The 16,566-nt window shown below is 59.7% G+C and carries 17 protein-coding genes and 1 tRNA gene; 8 read left to right on the plus strand and 10 right to left on the minus strand.

Features of this window, described 5'->3' with window-relative positions:
- Positions 1-129: 129 nt before the first annotated feature.
- The 3 genes from ispH to GYK42_RS20110 all read right to left on the minus strand — a co-directional run bounded on the left by ispH (position 130) and on the right by GYK42_RS20110 (position 3,529).
- Positions 130-1,077: a 4-hydroxy-3-methylbut-2-enyl diphosphate reductase gene (gene ispH, locus GYK42_RS20100; RefSeq protein WP_034747471.1), complete on the minus strand. Its 948-nt coding sequence runs from the start codon at positions 1,075-1,077 to the stop codon at positions 130-132.
- Between the two features lie 9 nt (positions 1,078-1,086).
- Positions 1,087-1,542 (minus strand): FKBP-type peptidyl-prolyl cis-trans isomerase, encoded by a 456-nt coding sequence (locus GYK42_RS20105; protein ID WP_166448919.1) that lies wholly within the window; start codon positions 1,540-1,542, stop codon positions 1,087-1,089.
- 118 nt (positions 1,543-1,660) lie between these two features.
- Entirely contained in the window at positions 1,661-3,529 is a 1,869-nt protein-coding gene (locus GYK42_RS20110) for a LamG domain-containing protein (RefSeq protein ID WP_166448920.1), read from the minus strand.
- A 245-nt stretch (positions 3,530-3,774) separates the two neighbouring features.
- On the opposite strand from GYK42_RS20110, the gene radC reads away from it, so the two are divergent.
- From radC to rpmG, 3 genes are all read left to right on the plus strand, one after another.
- Entirely contained in the window at positions 3,775-4,449 is a 675-nt protein-coding gene (gene radC / locus GYK42_RS20115; protein ID WP_166448921.1) for a RadC family protein, read from the plus strand.
- Positions 4,450-4,696: 247 nt separating this feature from the next.
- Positions 4,697-4,933, plus strand: coding sequence for a 50S ribosomal protein L28 (rpmB, locus tag GYK42_RS20120; protein WP_010400928.1), 237 nt, complete (start codon positions 4,697-4,699; stop codon positions 4,931-4,933).
- Between the two features lie 22 nt (positions 4,934-4,955).
- A complete protein-coding gene (rpmG, locus tag GYK42_RS20125; RefSeq protein ID WP_010400929.1) occupies positions 4,956-5,123 on the plus strand; it encodes a 50S ribosomal protein L33 in 168 nt (55 codons plus the stop codon).
- Positions 5,124-5,261: 138 nt separating this feature from the next.
- Here the strand turns inward: rpmG and GYK42_RS20130 are convergent, their stop codons facing one another.
- The 5 genes from GYK42_RS20130 to GYK42_RS20150 form a co-directional block, all read right to left on the minus strand.
- Positions 5,262-6,470 (minus strand): DesA family fatty acid desaturase, encoded by a 1,209-nt coding sequence (locus GYK42_RS20130; RefSeq protein ID WP_166448922.1) that lies wholly within the window; start codon positions 6,468-6,470, stop codon positions 5,262-5,264.
- A gap of 133 nt (positions 6,471-6,603) precedes the next feature.
- Entirely contained in the window at positions 6,604-7,962 is a 1,359-nt protein-coding gene (locus GYK42_RS20135) for a mechanosensitive ion channel family protein (RefSeq protein ID WP_166448923.1), read from the minus strand.
- Positions 7,963-8,087: 125 nt separating this feature from the next.
- A complete protein-coding gene (locus tag GYK42_RS20140; protein WP_072455489.1) occupies positions 8,088-9,407 on the minus strand; it encodes an RsmB/NOP family class I SAM-dependent RNA methyltransferase in 1,320 nt (439 codons plus the stop codon).
- A 21-nt stretch (positions 9,408-9,428) separates the two neighbouring features.
- On the minus strand, positions 9,429-10,037 hold the full coding sequence (gene purN, locus GYK42_RS20145; protein ID WP_166448924.1) for a phosphoribosylglycinamide formyltransferase: 609 nt from the start codon (positions 10,035-10,037) through the stop codon (positions 9,429-9,431).
- A 156-nt stretch (positions 10,038-10,193) separates the two neighbouring features.
- On the minus strand, positions 10,194-10,592 hold the full coding sequence (locus tag GYK42_RS20150) for a barstar family protein (RefSeq protein ID WP_034747450.1): 399 nt from the start codon (positions 10,590-10,592) through the stop codon (positions 10,194-10,196).
- A gap of 401 nt (positions 10,593-10,993) precedes the next feature.
- Between GYK42_RS20150 and GYK42_RS20155 the strand changes: the two genes are divergently transcribed.
- The 5 genes from GYK42_RS20155 (at position 10,994) to GYK42_RS20175 (ending at position 14,850) form a co-directional block, all read left to right on the plus strand.
- Positions 10,994-11,506, plus strand: a complete 513-nt coding sequence (locus tag GYK42_RS20155; protein WP_034785134.1) for a glycine zipper 2TM domain-containing protein — start codon at positions 10,994-10,996, stop codon at positions 11,504-11,506.
- A gap of 88 nt (positions 11,507-11,594) precedes the next feature.
- Positions 11,595-12,383, plus strand: a complete 789-nt coding sequence (locus GYK42_RS20160) for a spermidine synthase (protein ID WP_166448925.1) — start codon at positions 11,595-11,597, stop codon at positions 12,381-12,383.
- 47 nt (positions 12,384-12,430) lie between these two features.
- Positions 12,431-14,197, plus strand: a complete 1,767-nt coding sequence (locus GYK42_RS20165) for a GspE/PulE family protein (protein ID WP_166448926.1) — start codon at positions 12,431-12,433, stop codon at positions 14,195-14,197.
- Positions 14,198-14,265: 68 nt separating this feature from the next.
- Positions 14,266-14,341: transfer RNA gene (locus GYK42_RS20170), tRNA-Lys, on the plus strand.
- A gap of 104 nt (positions 14,342-14,445) precedes the next feature.
- Positions 14,446-14,850 (plus strand): hypothetical protein, encoded by a 405-nt coding sequence (locus tag GYK42_RS20175; RefSeq protein ID WP_166448927.1) that lies wholly within the window; start codon positions 14,446-14,448, stop codon positions 14,848-14,850.
- 14 nt (positions 14,851-14,864) lie between these two features.
- Here the strand turns inward: GYK42_RS20175 and GYK42_RS20180 are convergent, their stop codons facing one another.
- Both GYK42_RS20180 and GYK42_RS20185 read right to left on the minus strand, forming a co-directional pair.
- Positions 14,865-15,368 (minus strand): hypothetical protein, encoded by a 504-nt coding sequence (locus tag GYK42_RS20180; protein ID WP_166448928.1) that lies wholly within the window; start codon positions 15,366-15,368, stop codon positions 14,865-14,867.
- A gap of 3 nt (positions 15,369-15,371) precedes the next feature.
- Positions 15,372-16,418: a lysozyme inhibitor LprI family protein gene (locus tag GYK42_RS20185; protein ID WP_166448929.1), complete on the minus strand. Its 1,047-nt coding sequence runs from the start codon at positions 16,416-16,418 to the stop codon at positions 15,372-15,374.
- Positions 16,419-16,566: the final 148 nt, after the last annotated feature.

The raw sequence follows: 16,566 nt of genomic DNA on the forward strand, positions 1-16,566 counted from the left end.
ACAACATATTCAAGCTTGAGGCAATCATAACGATCTTTTGCAAAAACTAAGCTTGGAATAAATCGATCATTCCCGAATTAAATTCGGTTTTGAGGTAATTCCTCATCAATACTCAACAGCCATACAGACTCAGGCGACGTCGCGCTTGATGCCATCGAGGCCTTTCGGCATCGGGAACGTGACGGCTTCTTGCACGCCGTCAAGCGGGCGCACGCTCTTCACGCCGCACTCTTTCAGGCGGTCGATAACGGCCTGCACGAGCACCTCGGGCGCCGAGGCGCCAGCCGTCACACCCACGCGCAGCTTGCCTTCCAGCCAGGCCGGGTCGATCTGCGAAGCATTGTCGACCATGTAGGCAGGCGTGCCCATCTTGTCTGCCACTTCGCGCAGGCGGTTCGAATTCGAGCTGTTCGGGCTGCCCACGACGATCACCACTTCCACCAGCGGCGCCATGAATTTGACGGCTTCCTGGCGGTTCGTGGTGGCGTAGCAAATGTCGCCTTTTTTCGGCTCGGCGATATTCGGATATTTCGCTTTCAAGGCCGCAATAATGTCGCTAGTGTCGTCAACTGACAACGTTGTTTGCGAAACATAGGCCAGGCTCTCCGGATTGGCGACCTGCAATTTCGCCACATCGTCGAGCGTTTCCACCAGATGCATGCCCATATCGGCCTGGCCCATCGTGCCTTCCACCTCGGGATGGCCATCGTGGCCGATCATGATGATCTCGCGGCCTTCGCGGCGCATCTTGCCCACTTCCATGTGCACCTTGGTGACCAGCGGGCACGTCGCGTCAAAAATGCTCAGGCCGCGCGACTCCGCCTCGGCCCGCACGGCTTTCGATACGCCATGGGCGGAAAACACGAGCGTATTGCCAGCAGGCACGTCATCGAGGTCGTCGATGAAGATGGCGCCCTTGTTGCGCAAGTCGGCCACCACATAGGCGTTGTGGACGATTTCATGGCGCACATAGATCGGTGCGCCAAATTGCTGCAAGGCGCGTTCGACGATTTCAATCGCCCGGTCGACGCCAGCACAGAAACCGCGGGGCTGGGCCAGTAACAGTTCTTTATCCATCGCTACTCCTTACAGGACCGAAATGAGCTTGACTTCAAAACGCAGCGGCTGGCCAGCCAGCGGATGATTGAAGTCGAACAGGGCCGAGTCGTCGCGCAGTTCGCGCAGCACACCGGCAAAGCGGCCGCCGCCCGGCGCGGCGAAGTCGACCAGGTCGCCGATCTTGTAGTCGGCGCCCGGCACCGAGTTTTCGTCCAGCGTCGCGCGCGAGACGGACTGCACCAGCTCGGGATTGCGCTCGCCAAAGCCTTCGCCGGCCGCCAGCTCGAACGTCCGGTGCGTGCCTTCAGGCAAGCCCAGCAAACGCTGCTCAAGGAATGGCGCCAGTTGACCCTGTCCCAGCATCAAGGTAGCAGGATTTCCGCTGAAGGTCGTGACAATGTCAGTACCGTCAACAGTAGCAAGACGATAATGCAGGGTGAGGTAAGCCGCTTCGGTGACGACTGCTGGTTGCTCGTTGGACATAGTAGTTTTCAAGTAACTGGTGCAAAACGATATTGTAAGCCACCCTGAGCCAGCGCGCCCCATGCCATCTCGGCGCGGCCATGCTTTTGTCAAAAAACATGGCCGCGCGCCCTTTCACTTATCCGACGTTGACGTACACCAACTGGCCAGGCGAGGTGGCGTGATTGCCGAAGCCGGAACTGTCTTCCAGGTTACCGTCGAGCTTCCAGCGCCCCACGGGCCGCGTCACGATACCGTACTGGCCATAGTCATACACTTCCTTGGGCGTCAGCACGCGGTCGTACAGGATAACGTCCGACAACTGCCAGGCGGGCGTGCCCTGCTCCAGCGTATGCACGGGGCGGCCGATCAGCAGGGGGGTGCCGGTGGCGTTCACGAATGGCTGCGGCATTTTGTTCCCTTGGTACATCAGGAAATCATCGACGTACAGGCTGATGGAACCATCATGCTTGACGGTATAAGTGCAGCGCAGCCAGCGGTTAGTGATATCCACCTTCGCACCGTGGCCATTGTTGTTGGTGCCCACGCCATTTCCACTCCATGACTGGAGGTAGGTGCTTAGAGAGTTCTGCGTAGTAATAAACTTTTGCAGCAGCGCCCAGCCTTTGCTATTCGATTGGCGCTTGATGAACGCTTGATCAACGTCCTTGGTCGAGGTTACAGCCTGCTGCCGGATGCAATACGACAGCGAGAAATCCGCACTCTCGTAGCGCACGGACGACGGTACGGTCAGCATCAGGCCAGGCTGGAACTGCAATGTCTTCGTCACGCCGAAGCAAGGCGTGGGCGGTGCAGGGCAGATGGCGTCGTCACCGCGCAAGGCGTTCCAGACAGGCTCTCGTTCGCTCTTGGCCTCCGGCGTATGCAACAGGTTCCAACCCTTCACTTCCATATCCCCAGCCGTATTCCAGCACCAGAAACTGGCCAGCTGCACGCCTGTGCGTCGAATGGCATTCAGCATGGCATGCAGGTTATCCTGGCGCACAGCATCCTGCAAAATCACTTCCTCGCCTCTGGCCACGCCGAAGCTGCCGATGTAATACGGTTTTCCCAGAGCATCGGCAGCGCGCTGCATCACCTGCAGATAGGCAAGCGAGGACGAAACGAAGTCCGCTGGCAGATCGACGCTGGCGCTCAGGGCACTGCTGACATATTCATTACCCAAGAACAGATTTTCACAAATACAGTCGACCGGGTCCGGATTCATCAATGGCAAGGTTTCCGCAATATATTGCTGCAAGGAACCTTGACGAGGCGAAGTATGGGCAATGCCGGCATTACCGGAAGAAATCATGCGCGCCAGACCATCGTTGGTGCGCAGCAATTGCGCCGTCTCCTGGATGATTTCCCGGGTAGCGGTCAAGCTGATCCCGGTCACGCCCATCAGTTCCTGTGCGGCCATCCAGGCGGCGATGCCGGCGTGGTTGCTGTAGTGCTGCGCAAAAGCCTGCGCAAAGGCACGCATGTAGCGGCGTGTTTTCGACTGTGGATTGGACAGTGCGACCCGCGCGGCTGCGGCCTGCTCGTCTTTTGTAGCGCCCGCAGCGCCCGCCTCCCCCACCAATTGCGGCACGGCGTAGGGATTCCAGAATGGGCAGGCGATGATGCCGATGCCATTGGCCAGCGCGCAGTCGAGCAGCGCAGTTATGGCAAGCCAGTACGATTCCTGGATATTCACATCGGTTAGCGTGTTGTCGGGTGCGAACTTTGGCTGGCCAACGATGGCGCCCCAATTTAAATAACCAAGTTTTCCGCTAAAGGGCGCCACCATCACCTGAATGTACTTGAAGCCGTTCGCCGCAAGATACGGCAAATCGGTGGTGTAATCAGGATTTTCATCACTGGGCGAGAACTGCGGAGCGGAACTCCAGTTACGGCGCTCCAAGTACGCGTGCGAATTAAGGCCAATACCGCTGACCTTGCCCGTGTTGACGCCGGCGGCGTTGAACTCTTGCATGACTCCATTGATAACTTTGATGTACGGCATGACTGCTCCTGTAAAACAAGTGGAAGACATTGAGTTCAGGGCCCTGACTCCCCGCCGCTGCAACTTATATGGAATGCAACGACAGGCAAATGATAGCGCTTGAAAATGCCCTGGGCAGGCATCTTGGCTTTTGTTTTTTTACCATGATTCGACATAAAGACGAGCTAGCGCAGCATGGTCGCCCGGAGAAGGCGCGACAATTGTCGGCAGGCGCCACGACCAGCTGGGCGCGATGGGGAGGCAGCATGGGCATCAAGGATTGGCCGGCCGGCGAACGGCCGCGCGAACGCCTGATCGAGGATGGAGCGCAATCGCTGTCGGATGCGGAATTGCTGGCCGTCTTCCTGCGCACGGGCGTGCGCGGCAAGAGCGCCGTGGAGCTGGCGCGCGATACGGTCGAGCACTTCGGCTCCTTGCGGGGCCTGTTTGGCGCCAGCCTCGTGAGTTTTTCCGCCGTGCATGGCATGGGCAGCGCCAAGTTCGCCCAGCTGCAAGCCGTGCTGGAACTGGCGCGGCGCGCCATCATCGAGGACTTGCAGGCGGGCCAGGCCCTCAATTCTCCGCACGCGGTGAAAGATTACTTGCGCCTGACCCTGGGCCACCTGGCGCATGAAGCGTTTCACGTGTTGTTTTTGGACGTCAAGAACCGCCTGATCGCGACCCAGGAAATGTTTCGCGGCACCCTCACCCACACCAGCGTGTATCCGCGAGAAGTGGTCAAGCAGGCGCTGCTGCACAACGCGGCCAGCGTCATGCTGGCCCACAACCACCCGTCCGGCACGCCCGAGCCCAGCGAATCGGATTTATTACTGACGCGCGCGCTGGTGCAAGCGTTGTCCTTGGTGGACGTGCGCATCCTCGACCATTTCGTCGTGGCAGGGCGGCAAGTGCATTCGTTCGCGGAACATGGGCAAATCTAGGCCAGAGCCCGCTCCACCGCAGTTAACCATGTGTAAACAAGGACATACGTGACAACGGCAGCAGGCTTGTCTAGCAGTAAACAGCGCTGTTTACCAGTGCTTTCACCTATGAGGGAAGGTAAAAGTTAAATTGTTAAATTTCTTTAACACAACAAGACACAATTGTTTTTCGCAAGTCATTGATAAATCTGCTTATTTTGGATATACTCTCGTTTTTCCAATTTGGAATATCTTTAAGGAGTGCGCCATGGCACGTGTTTGCCAAGTCACTGGGAAGAAGCCGATGGTCGGCAACAATGTTTCCCATGCAAACAACAAAACCAAACGTCGTTTTTTGCCTAACTTGCAGAATCGTCGTATTTTTGTTGAATCTGAAAACCGCTGGGTCTCCCTGCGTTTGTCCAACGCCGGTCTGCGCGTCATCGATAAAGTCGGCATCGACGCCGTATTGGTCGATATGCGCGCTCGTGGCGAAAAAGTCTAATTAGCAGAATAAGGGAGCTATCATGGCAAAATCAGGCCGCGACAAAATCAAGTTAGAATCGACCGCCGGTACGGGTCACTTCTACACGACCACCAAAAACAAGCGTACGACGCCTGCGAAAATGGAGATCATGAAATTCGATCCTAAAGCACGCAAGCACGTAACGTACAAAGAAACCAAAATCAAGTAATTGATATTGTGTTCTGTAAAAGAGCCGCTCCGATGAGCGGTTTTTTTTCGCCCTGATTTTTACGCCCTTCCCTGTCCCTTTTGTCAGAACGAAAAAAAGCCCTGGAAACCAGGGCTTTGATATGTTGCGGCAGCTTACTCAGGCATAGCTGCGCAGGCGCAAGGAAAAGTCTTGCAGCGACTTGATGCCCGATGCTTCGGCACGCGTGCACCAGTCTTGCAGCTTCTGCAGCAACTGCTCGCGCGTAAAGTGCGAACGCTCCCAGATGGCGCCCAGTTCCACGCGCATGTGGTGCATGGTTTCCAGCGCCTTGCTGTGCTGGAACAGTTCCGACAACTGTTCGTGGTGCGCATCGGCCAGCTTGCCCGGTTCACGCTGCATCAACTTGCGCGACGACTTCAGGAAGCGCTTTTCCAGTTCCGCCTTGTGCTTCAAGTGTTCCAGCTCTTCCTTCCAGGCATGCTTGATCGATTTCGCATACTTGGCCATCACGTCATAGCGGTTGGCGATGACGGACTGCAAGGTCTCGAAGTCCGCTTCCAGCTTGCCGTGCGAGAACTTCGGTTCTGGCGCCAGCTTTTTCACCTTGGCCAGGCCCAGCATTTCCAGCGCGCGGATATATGCCCAGCCGATATCGATTTCATACCATTTCGACGACAGCTTGGCCGACGTCGCATACGTATGGTGATTGTTGTGCAATTCTTCGCCGCCAATCAAAATGCCGAAGGGAATGATGTTGGTGGCCGCGTCGGCGCAATCGTAGTTGCGGTAGCCCCAGTAGTGGCCGATGCCGTTGATAATGCCGGCCGCCGTGATCGGGATCCACATCATTTGCACGGCCCACACGGAAATGCCGATCACGCCGAACAGGGCGAAGTTCACGAAGAACAAGATCACCACGCCCAGCCAGCTGTATTTGGTGTACAGATTGCGCTCGATCCAGTCCGTCGGCGTGCCGTGGCCGTACTTGGCCATGGTTTCCATATTCTTCGATTCAGCGCGGTACAGCTCGGCGCCTTCCCAGAACACTTTCTTGATGCCGCGCGTCACGGGGCTGTGCGGATCTTCTTCCGTATCGCACTTGGCATGGTGCTTGCGGTGAATGGCCGCCCACTCCTTGGTGACCTGGCCCGTCGTCAGCCACAGCCAGAAACGGAAGAAATGGCTGGGCAGCGCATGCAATTCCAGCGCGCGGTGGGCCTGGTGGCGGTGCAGGTAAATCGTGACGCTGGCGATCGTGATATGGGTAACCACCATGGTGTACAGGAAAACTTGCCATGCGGACAGATCGGTAATGCCAGTTGCCATGAACTGCAAAATGTCGTGTAAAACGGAACTCAATGTCATTACTACTACTCCAAGTGGACAGGGCGTGCGCACGGTCGCTCCAGTGACTCTGGAGGTCCGGCAGAGTTAATTTTAGGCGTGATTGTACGCCCTAATGGGTGCTATCAGGCAAAATCGGAGGCAGGCAGCGAGGTTAAGGCTGGGTGCCGGATGGCGCGGACTCACCGTCTGCCGCGCTGGAGAGCGGGGCAGGAGGCGTACCAACAATACGCAATTCGCGTTGCGGAAACGGTACAGTGACCTTATGTTCCTGCAAGGTGCGCCAGATGGCGCGGTTCACATTCGACTTTACGCCGCCCGTGCCGTTTTCCGGATCCGCGATCCAGAAGCCGATCTGTACATCAAGGCCGTCGGCGCCGAAACGCACGAGAGTGGCCGATGGCGGATTGCTTTGCGACACACGCGGCACCTTGGCGGTCGCCGCTTCCAGCAAGGGGAAGATGACGTCCAGGTCCGTTTCGTAACCCACCGACACGGCCGTCGACAGCCAGACCATGCGGTTGCTCAGCGACATGTTCTGCACGCCGCCGGAAATCAGCATTTCATTGGGCACGATGGATTCAACCCCATCGCCACCCAATAACACAGTATAGCGCGTATTGATCTGCGTGACCTTGCCTGTAAATTGACCTACCGTGATCATGTCGCCGATGGTGAGGCTGCGGTCGAGCAGGATAATGAAACCTGAAACAAAGTTGGCGGCGATCTTTTGCAAGCCGAAACCCAGCGCCACGCCGAAAGCGCCGCCAAACACGGACAGCACCGTCAGGTCGATACCCACCAGCGACAGGCTGACCAGCACGGAAACGAGGATCAGCACGGCGCGTCCCATGCGCGACAGCACCACGCGCAAGGAAGTGTGCAGGCCCTGCATTTTCATCAGGCGCTCGTCGAGCGACGTGCCGGCCCACATGGCCAGCACCAGCAACACGGCTACCGAAATAGCGGCTTGCAAGATAGCAGCCACGGATACCTTGTTGCGCCCCAGCGGCACGACGATGCTTTCCAGGAAGGCATGCAGTTCCGGCCACAGGCCCGTGATGTACAGGGCCATGCCGGCCCACACCACGACCGTGAAGATTTTCTCCAACAGCAACATGGTGGGGCTGATGTCGCCATGGCGGGCAAAAATGCGGCGCAGCACATAAAAACCGAAGCGCACCAGCGCCATCGACGTGCACAGGGGGATAGCGATGCTGAGCAGATTCACCGACTGAAACTTGGCCAGGAAATGCTGCGCAATGCCCAGCAGCATGGCCGCCAGCACAGGCGTCAGGATACGGATAAAACTATCGGTGCGCTGCAAGGTTTCCGGCGTGGCCGGCGTCGCGGCCGCTTCCGCCCGCCGGTGCAGGAACACGCGCAACTGCCGCACCAGCAGCCAGCTCAGGGCCAGGCAGCCGACGATGACCAGCGCCTGCCACAAAATGGCCGGCTGACGGAAATCGTCGACAAAATCAGTGATCAGGTTGAGCAGCGGGGTTTCATTCATGGCGGATGGAATCTGGAAGGTGGTGCGGGAAAATAACCGGGCGGGGTGCCCACAGCATGCGCCAGACTGGCTGGCACAAGTGCATGGCCACCGCTGCGATGCTGCAGCGATGGCCCGTGACAAACTTATTCGGCTGGTTCAGCGTCAACGTCGTCGGCCGGTTTTTCATCGGCGTAGACTTTTTTCGGCATGACCTTGCGCTCGAACACGGCGGCGAAGAAGCCGTCGGTCTGGTGCAGATGCGGCAACAATTTCAGGTAGTCGCCCATTTCCAGCTCGATCTTCTGCTCGGCCAGCACCTTGTTCATCGGCACCAGGGTGAAGTCCGGATGGGCCGCCAGGAATTGCTCGGCGATAAAATCGTTTTCTTCGTTCAGGAAGCTGCAGGTGGCGTACACCAGGCGGCCGCCGCCCTTGACCAGGCGCGCCGCGCCAGCCAGGATGGCTGCCTGCTTGGCTTGCAGCTCGACGATGGAGTTCGGCTGCTGGCGCCATTTCACGTCCGGATTACGGCGCAGGGTGCCCAGGCCGCTACATGGGGCATCGACCAGCACGCGGTCGATCTTGCCGGCCAGGCGCTTGATCTTGGCATCGCGCTCATGCGCGATCTGTACCGGATGCACGTTCGACAGGCCGCTGCGGGCCATGCGTGGCTTCAGCTTGGCCAGACGCTTTTCCGACACGTCGAACGCGTACAAACGGCCCGTGTTGCGCATCAATGCGCCCAATGCGAGCGTCTTGCCGCCCGCGCCGGCACAGAAATCAACGACCATCTCGCCGCGCTTTGCGCCGACGATCTGCGACAGGATCTGGCTGCCTTCATCTTGCACTTCGATGGCGCCGCTCTGGAACAATGGCAGGTTTTGCAGCGATGGCTTCTTGATCACGCGCAAACCCAGCGGCGCGAACGGCGTCGGCGTGCTGAGGATCGGCGCTTCGGCCAGGGCCAGCATCACGTCGTCACGCGTCGCCTTGAGCGAGTTCACGCGCAAGTCCAGCGGCGCCGGCGCGTTCAGCGCATCGGCCAGCTTCATGGTTTCCGCTTCGCCAAACTGGGCGATCAGCTTGTCGAACAGCCAGGTCGGCATGTTGGCACGCATGTTCGACGGCATCAGGCTGCGGTCGATCTGCGTGATGCGTTCCAGCCATTCCACTTCTTCTTCCGTCAGGCCGCCCAGGGAGTCCGCACCGACGGCTTCGGCCAGGCCAAGGATGGTCAAACGGCGCATGGTCGGGCCACTGCCCGCTTCGGCGAAATCCGTGAAGAACGATTTGTTGCGCAGCACGGCATAAATGCCTTCGGCGATGGCGCCGCGTTCGCGCGAACCGAGGCGCGGATGGTCGCGGAAATAGCGCGACAGGGTGGTGTCGGCCGGAGCCGTGAAACGTAAAATTTCGCGCAATACTTCTTCAGCATTGGCAAGTATCGCTGGTGGCAATCTCATTGTTATTCTTTCTGTAATATTTTATTGAGGGTCCACGCGGACCTGGCCATGCTCGACTGACAGTTTATCGTCAATGAACAGGCGGATGGCGCGCGGGTAAAGCAGATGTTCCTGTACCAGCACACGCGCCGATAAGCTCTCTTCTGTGTCGCCTGGCAAGACGGGGACTTTCGCACTCGCCACGGCGGGGCCATGATCGAGCTCGGCAGTCACGAAATGCACGGTCGCGCCGTGTTCCGTTACGCCCGCCTCGAGCGCCTGGCGGTGCGTCGCCATGCCCGGGAACAGCGGAAGCAGCGACGGGTGGATATTGAGCATGCGCCCCGCGTAATGCTCGACGAAGGGCGGCGTCAGGATGCGCATGAAACCGGCCAGTACGACCAGGTCGGGGGCAAAACCGTCGATCACGGCTTGCAGCGCCGCATCGAACTGTTCGCGGCTGGCATAATCCTTGTTGGCAACGACTGCGGTCGCTATCCCATGTTCTGCGGCAAAAACCAATCCCTGGGCATCGGCCCGGTTACTGATGACGGCGGCAATACGGGCTGGCCATTGCTCGGCTTGCGCCGCGCGCACGACCGCTTCCATGTTGCTGCCGCGTCCGGAAATGAGGATAACGATATTTTTCATAGCGCGCATTGTACCCGCTATGGCGATGCGAACCAAGAAAGGCCGGCGATATTGTTGCGCCGCAACATGATCGCGCAAGCACCGCTTTCGCCGGACAATGCTGCCTGCCAAGCCGGAAAAAGGCTGATTTTACGCTACTGCAACGAGAGTAAGTGTTTACTCGAACGAATAGAAGACGCGGAACGGGACTTTCTTCTCGGCCCAGTAGTCGGCCGCGTCGCGGAACACGTCGAGCAGGATCTCGCGCGCTTCCTTGTCGAATTTTTGCGTATTTGGCAATTGCTCGAGCACCACCAGGAAGCCCGTCTGCGTACCGGCCTTGAACATGGTGTCCGTCAGGCACAGGCGTAGCGCATCGAAATTCTTCGCCAGGTTTTTCGGAAACAGGAATGCTTCTGCAATAATGCCGATGACTTGTTGTTTGGTCTGTCCAGCGTTGCAATGCGCATATAAAAAGTGCTGCCCGAGACGGATCGCCTCGTCTTGTAATTCGGTCACGCGAAAGGCACGGATGGACTGGACAAGGTTGGGCGGCACGGTTAGTAACAAACTCATTTTTCCCTCAAATCGACCTGTTATGTATGGATTTGTTCTAGCTGCTCTTCTTATTGCATCCCCGCACGCGGGTCAATGCGCACGCGGTGATTCGATCTGTATCAACTTTTATGCGATTCAGTGCGATTTTATATAAGCCATACGCGTATTAGGGTAACGTGTTGTCCTGCATGAATCAACCCGAATATGATGTCAAACGCAAGATTTGTTACAAACCGCTGGTTTCAAGTCATTTCAACATCTTGTATCGATTGAAAGTGCATGTTACAGACTGTGGGGCAAGGGGCTTGGGCTGTTACATTTTGTTGCCATGCGAAACACTTGCCCCGGCCTGGCGGGATTACTATAGTCCCAAGTTGCAAAAAATACCCTGAAAGATTCTCTACATAACGAGGTTACAAATGAACTTGCAAGCCAAATTGATGATGTCAGCCCTTTGTATCGGTGCATTGCCACTCGCCCAGGCCGCCGACTTTGAAGATTTCGGCAAGGTCGTGCGCGTCGTGCCGCAAGTGGAACAGATCAATCGTCCACGCCAGGAATGCCGCACGGAATACGTGCAAGTCCAGGCGCCGCCGCAACAGCGCAGCGCTGGCGGCTCCATCGTCGGCGGTATCGCCGGCGCCCTGCTCGGCAGCCAGGTTGGCGGAGGCAATGGCCGCACGGCCGCGGCAGCCGCTGGCGCGATTGCCGGCGCCGTCGTCGGCGACCGTGTTGACAACCAGAACAATTACCAGGGCGGCATGCAGGAACAAGCCGTCAAGCAATGCCGCCAGGTCGACCACTGGGAATCGCGCAACAATGGCTACCAAGTCACCTACGACTACCGCGGCCGCAACTACACGAGCATCATGTCCTACGATCCGGGCGAGCGCATCCGCTTGCGCGTTTCGATCGAGCCAGCTCAGCAATAACTCAGTATTGGGCGTATTAAAATGCCGGTCCCTCAGGGTCGGCATTTTTTATGGCACGCTATAATGCGGCACACTTTCAGGCCGCCTTATGCTTATCAAACGAAAATCCATCGAACAAGTCGAATCCTCGCGCCCGGCGCGCAAGCCCCGCTACGCCCCTGTCACCCTGTCGGAAATGGATGGCGTGCGCTATCTGCATTTCGGCACGGAATGGGTGCAGGGCGCCATGCGCATCCGCAAGCCGGACTGGCCGGAGCTCGAATACGCGCAGCAGATGATGGCGTGGATGCTGTGGATCGAGCAACCGCAGCGTCTCGCCCAGCTGGGCCTGGGCACGGCCGCGCTGACCAAGTTCTGCTACCGCCAGTTCCCGCAGACGCAAGTCGAGGCCATCGAACTGAATCCTTCCGTCATCACCATCTGCGAATCGATGTTCAAGCTGCCGCCCAACGACGAGCGCCTGCACGTGCGCGAGATGGATGCGCTCGACTATGTCAACGACGACGCCAATCACGGCACCCTGGACGCCCTGCAGGTGGACCTGTATGACGCCACGGCGCGCGGTCCCGTGCTCGACAGCGCCGATTTCTATGCCGCCTGCTGCGCCTGCCTGGCGCCGCACGGCATCATGACGGTCAACCTGTTCGGCGACCATCCCAGCTACGCGAAAAACATCAAGGCGATGAAGTTTGCGTTTGAACAGGTGATCTGCCTGCCGGAAGTCCATGATGGGAACGTGGTGGCGATCGCCTTCAAGACCAAAGTACCGCTCGATACCGAGGCGCAAGCCGCCCTGCTCGAGCGCGCCAAGCAGATCGTCGCCGAGACCAAGCTGCCCGCCAAATCCTGGGTCAAGGGCATCGTCAGCACCCTGTAGGCGCCGGCATTCCCAGGCTAGGCCGGCAGTCCTGAAAGACGCCGGCCATGCCCGCTTCCCCTCCGCCCTCTCCCATCTCGCCCGACACGCCGCTGGAACTGCCACAACTGCTGGCCTGGCTGCAGGAAGACGGCTTGCTCGATGCGGCGCAAGCGGCGGCCATCGGCACCCAGGCCGCCCTGCTGCCGGCACCGGCCTTGCATCCGCTGTGCAGCATCGTCCACGGCGCACTGACGCTCGACACCCTGTGCGCGTGGCTGGCGCAACGCTCCAGCTTGCCGTATGTGCGCATCGATCCCCTGCACATCGATTTCAGCCAGGTGGCCGACGTCATGACGGCCGGCTATGCGGCCCGTTTCAACATCCTGCCCGTGGAAAGCACGCCGGAACGCATCGTCATCGCTACGGCCCAGCCGTATGCGCTCGCCTGGCAGGCGCAGCTTGGGAATCTTGCGCCGCGCAAGCTGAGCCTGGTCATCGCCAACCCGCTGCACATCGCCGACGCCATCGCGCAATTTTTCAGCCTGGCCAGCTCCGTCAAGGTGGCCCGCCAAGCGTCCACGCAAGACCTGGCGCTGCGCCACAATTTCGAGCAGCTGGTGGAACTGGGGCGCAACAAGACCAGCCTGGACGCCAACGACCAGCACGTGGTGCGCATCGTCGACTGGCTGTGGCAATACGCGTTTGCCCAGCGCGCTTCCGACATCCACCTGGAGCCGAAGCGCGACGCGGGCCTCGTGCGCCTGCGCATCGACGGCCGCCTGCACCAAGCCTACCAGCTGCCGCCCGTGGTACTGCTGGCCATGACGGCGCGCATCAAGTTGCTCGGGCGCATGGACGTGGTGGAAAAGCGCCGCCCGCAAGATGGCCGCATCAAGACGCGCAATGCGCAGGGCCAGGAAGTCGAACTGAGGCTGTCGACCTTGCCCACGGCCTTCGGCGAAAAACTCGTCATGCGCATCTTCGACCCGGAAGTGGCCGTCAAGAGCCTGGCAGAACTGGGCTTTCCGCTCGCGGACGCCGAACGCTGGCGCCAACTGACAGCGCGCACGCACGGCATCGTGCTGGTGACGGGACCCACCGGCTCGGGCAAGACCAGCACCCTGTACAGCACCTTGAAGGCGCTGGCCGGCAGCGAAGTCAATGTGTGCACGGTGGAAGACCCCATCGAAATGGTCGAGCCGGCCTTCAACCAGATGCAGGTGCAAAGCCAGGCCGGGATCGAACTGTCGTTTGCCGATGGCGTGCGGGCGCTGATGCGGCAAGACCCGGACATCATCATGGTGGGAGAAATCCGCGACCTGGCCACGGCCGAGATGGCCATCCAGGCGGCGCTGACGGGCCACCTGGTGCTGTCGACCCTGCACACCAACGACGCGCCTTCTGCCGTCATGCGCCTGCTGGAACTGGGCGTGCCCGCCTATCTGCTGGAAGCGTGCCTGATCGGCGTGCTGGCGCAGCGATTGCTGCGCTGCCTGTGTCCGGGCTGCAAACAGCTGGATGCCGCCCCCGGCGCCGCTGCCTGGCAGCGCCTGACGGGCGGCCAACTGGAACGGCCAGCCGCAGCCTACCGCCCCGTCGGCTGCGCCCTGTGCCGGCACAGCGGCTACCTGGGGCGCGCCGGCATCTACGAACTGCTGAGCGTGACGGAAACGTTCGGCCAGCTGGTCAAGGCCGGCGCCGACCTGCACGCGCTACGCCGCCAGAGCCTGCTCGACGGCATGACGCCGCTGCGCATCGCCGGCGCACGCAAGATCATCGATGGCACGACCAGCATCGACGAAGTGCTGAAGCTCACGGCAGCCCTGCATTAGCAAGCCAGCACTTTCTAGCAGGAATGCTTTGCATTCTTTTTCAACTGATATATAATGCGGCCTCTTTCGGGTCGTTAGCTCAGCTGGTAGAGCAGCGGACTTTTAATCCGTTGGTCGCAGGTTCGAATCCCGCACGGCCTACCACGAATGCGCAGTACTAAAAAGCCCATCCTCAAGGATGGGCTTTTTTCGTTTCCGGCCCTCGCGGTTATACTGGCTCATCGTCTTGCCAGCCCTGAAAGAAACGCATGAAACTTGCCGCCTCCCTCCTCCTGGCCACCGCCTGCCTGTCCACCCAGGCCCGGGCACAGCCGCCCATCGTGCTCGACGGCCAGTACAGCGCGCACACGGACGAGATGAGCCTGCAAATCATCGGCGACCGCGTCTGCTTCGCGCCCGACAAGGCACAGTGGGGCCGTTTGCCCCGCCCTGCCGCCACGCACGATGCGTGGTTCTGTTTTTCCAACGATGGAGAGGCGCGCCGGCTGCTGCGCGTGCCCGCGCGCCAGGCCGACAATTGCGGCTGGCAGGCGCGTGCCCGCATCGTCATCGACACCTATCAACCGTATGTGGAGCAAGGCGAGGGCAACGACATGGCGCGCCTGGCCTCGGTGGTCAAGGTGGCGCAGCCGAACGCCATCGCCTGCGAGTAGTAAGTTTACCTACGCTAATCGAGTTCGTATTCCTGCAGATAGCGGGCAAACAGTTCCCCATCGGCCAAGGGACAAGCAAACCCCGCGCCCCAGTCGGCCAGCAGCAAACGCTCTTTCAAGGGCAGCAGCAACAGCTCGGGCATGGCGTCGCTGCACCACAGGTCGCACACGATACCCTTGTCGTCCAGGCCAGCAAACAAGGTCTCCGTGTTCTCGCCGCCAAAGGCCAGCACGTTCTTGCATTCCACGCGGTAACTGCTGTAACCCGTGTAGACGGCGTCATACGGCGGCAAGGCGTCCGCCAGCGCCAGCCGCAGCTGATCCGCCGAGAGGCCCAGCGTGCCCATCTGCGACGGCGGCGCCTCGGGCACGTACATCTGCGTCCAGCCGGCACCGCTGCGGTGCGCATCGGCAAACGCCTCTTGCTCGCCCATCTGCGTCAAACAGTGTTGCAAGTTATCCAGCGGCAGCAGCTCGATCATGCAAAAATCGTCTTCGTGGTAGTACGCTTGCCGCATGTTTCAATTCTCCAGCAAGTCCTGCAATTGCACATTGCGCCGCGACGTCAGCATGGCCGTCCAGGTTTCGCTCGTCACGGATGGGTAGCGCACGGCGCCAAAGTTCATCCAGGCATCGCGGTAGGCCAGCCACAGGCGCTGGGTGGCGCGGATGCCATCGTTGCTTACGGCGCCCGCATGGGTTTGCGCCGGCTTTTTCATGAGCTTGCCGTAGATGGCGTTGAGCTCCTTGTCCAGCGCCGCCGCCTGCTCTTTGGACACGGCGGCTGGCAGCTTGCCCGCTTCGTATTCGCGCAAATCGTGCGCCAACGTATCGAGCTCCGCCGTGCGGGCGGCGATGCTCAGGGCGGCGCGCGCCGTGCCGCTCAAGTCCGTTTCATTGGCCGCGCGGGCATCGGCAAATTTGCTTGCCGCCGCCTGCAGTTTTTGCAGCGACGCTTGCGCTGCGGCCGGCATGCTCTCGCTGACTTTGGCTGTCGCCTGCCCGCGCACTCTTTGCTTCTGGCGGGCATCGATGGCGCTGCACACGCCCATCATGTAGCCGCTCGTGATGTCGTCGCACAAATCGATCATGCCACGACCGCTGGCATTGATCTGCTGCAAGTGTTCGATGCGGCCGCGCATTTCGGCCGGCGCCGCATCGATGCTGCACGCATACTTGAGCGCCAGCAATGGATCTTTTTGCACGCCCTGTCCATTCTGATACAGCATCATCAGGACGGCGCTGTTTTGCGTGGCCATGGCGCAATGGCGCGCGGGACGCCAGTCGGCCGGCTTGGGCGAGGACATACTCTTGGTATCGTAATACAGGTCCGTTGCCTGGCATTGCTGCAGGGACGCCACGGCGGAGGGCGCCGGCAGGTCGGCCGGCGGCGGCGCCGCATCCTTGACCTTCAGGCAGCCCGCATACCAGGCCGTGCTTTCCGCGTGCCCCACTCCCATGGCGCTCGTGTTCGGGTAGGGAGCGGGCGCGGCGGCAAAACCCGGGGCGGCCAGCAGGCAGCTTGCGCCCAGCAATATCGTTTTCAATAAGGGTAGACTAATTTTCATGGCCGGCCAAAGGTAGCGTCAGTAAAAGAACAAGTTTAACTGATCAGCCATGACGCGCCCGCCCGATACGTGACCGTCCCGCCTGGTAAGTAACGGTACCCAGCCTTGGCAGTGCAGGAAATCATGAGCAATAATGTTGCCCGCTGTA

The organism is Janthinobacterium lividum, assembly GCF_011601275.1.
In the GTDB taxonomy this organism is placed as follows: domain Bacteria; phylum Pseudomonadota; class Gammaproteobacteria; order Burkholderiales; family Burkholderiaceae_D; genus Janthinobacterium; species Janthinobacterium lividum_E.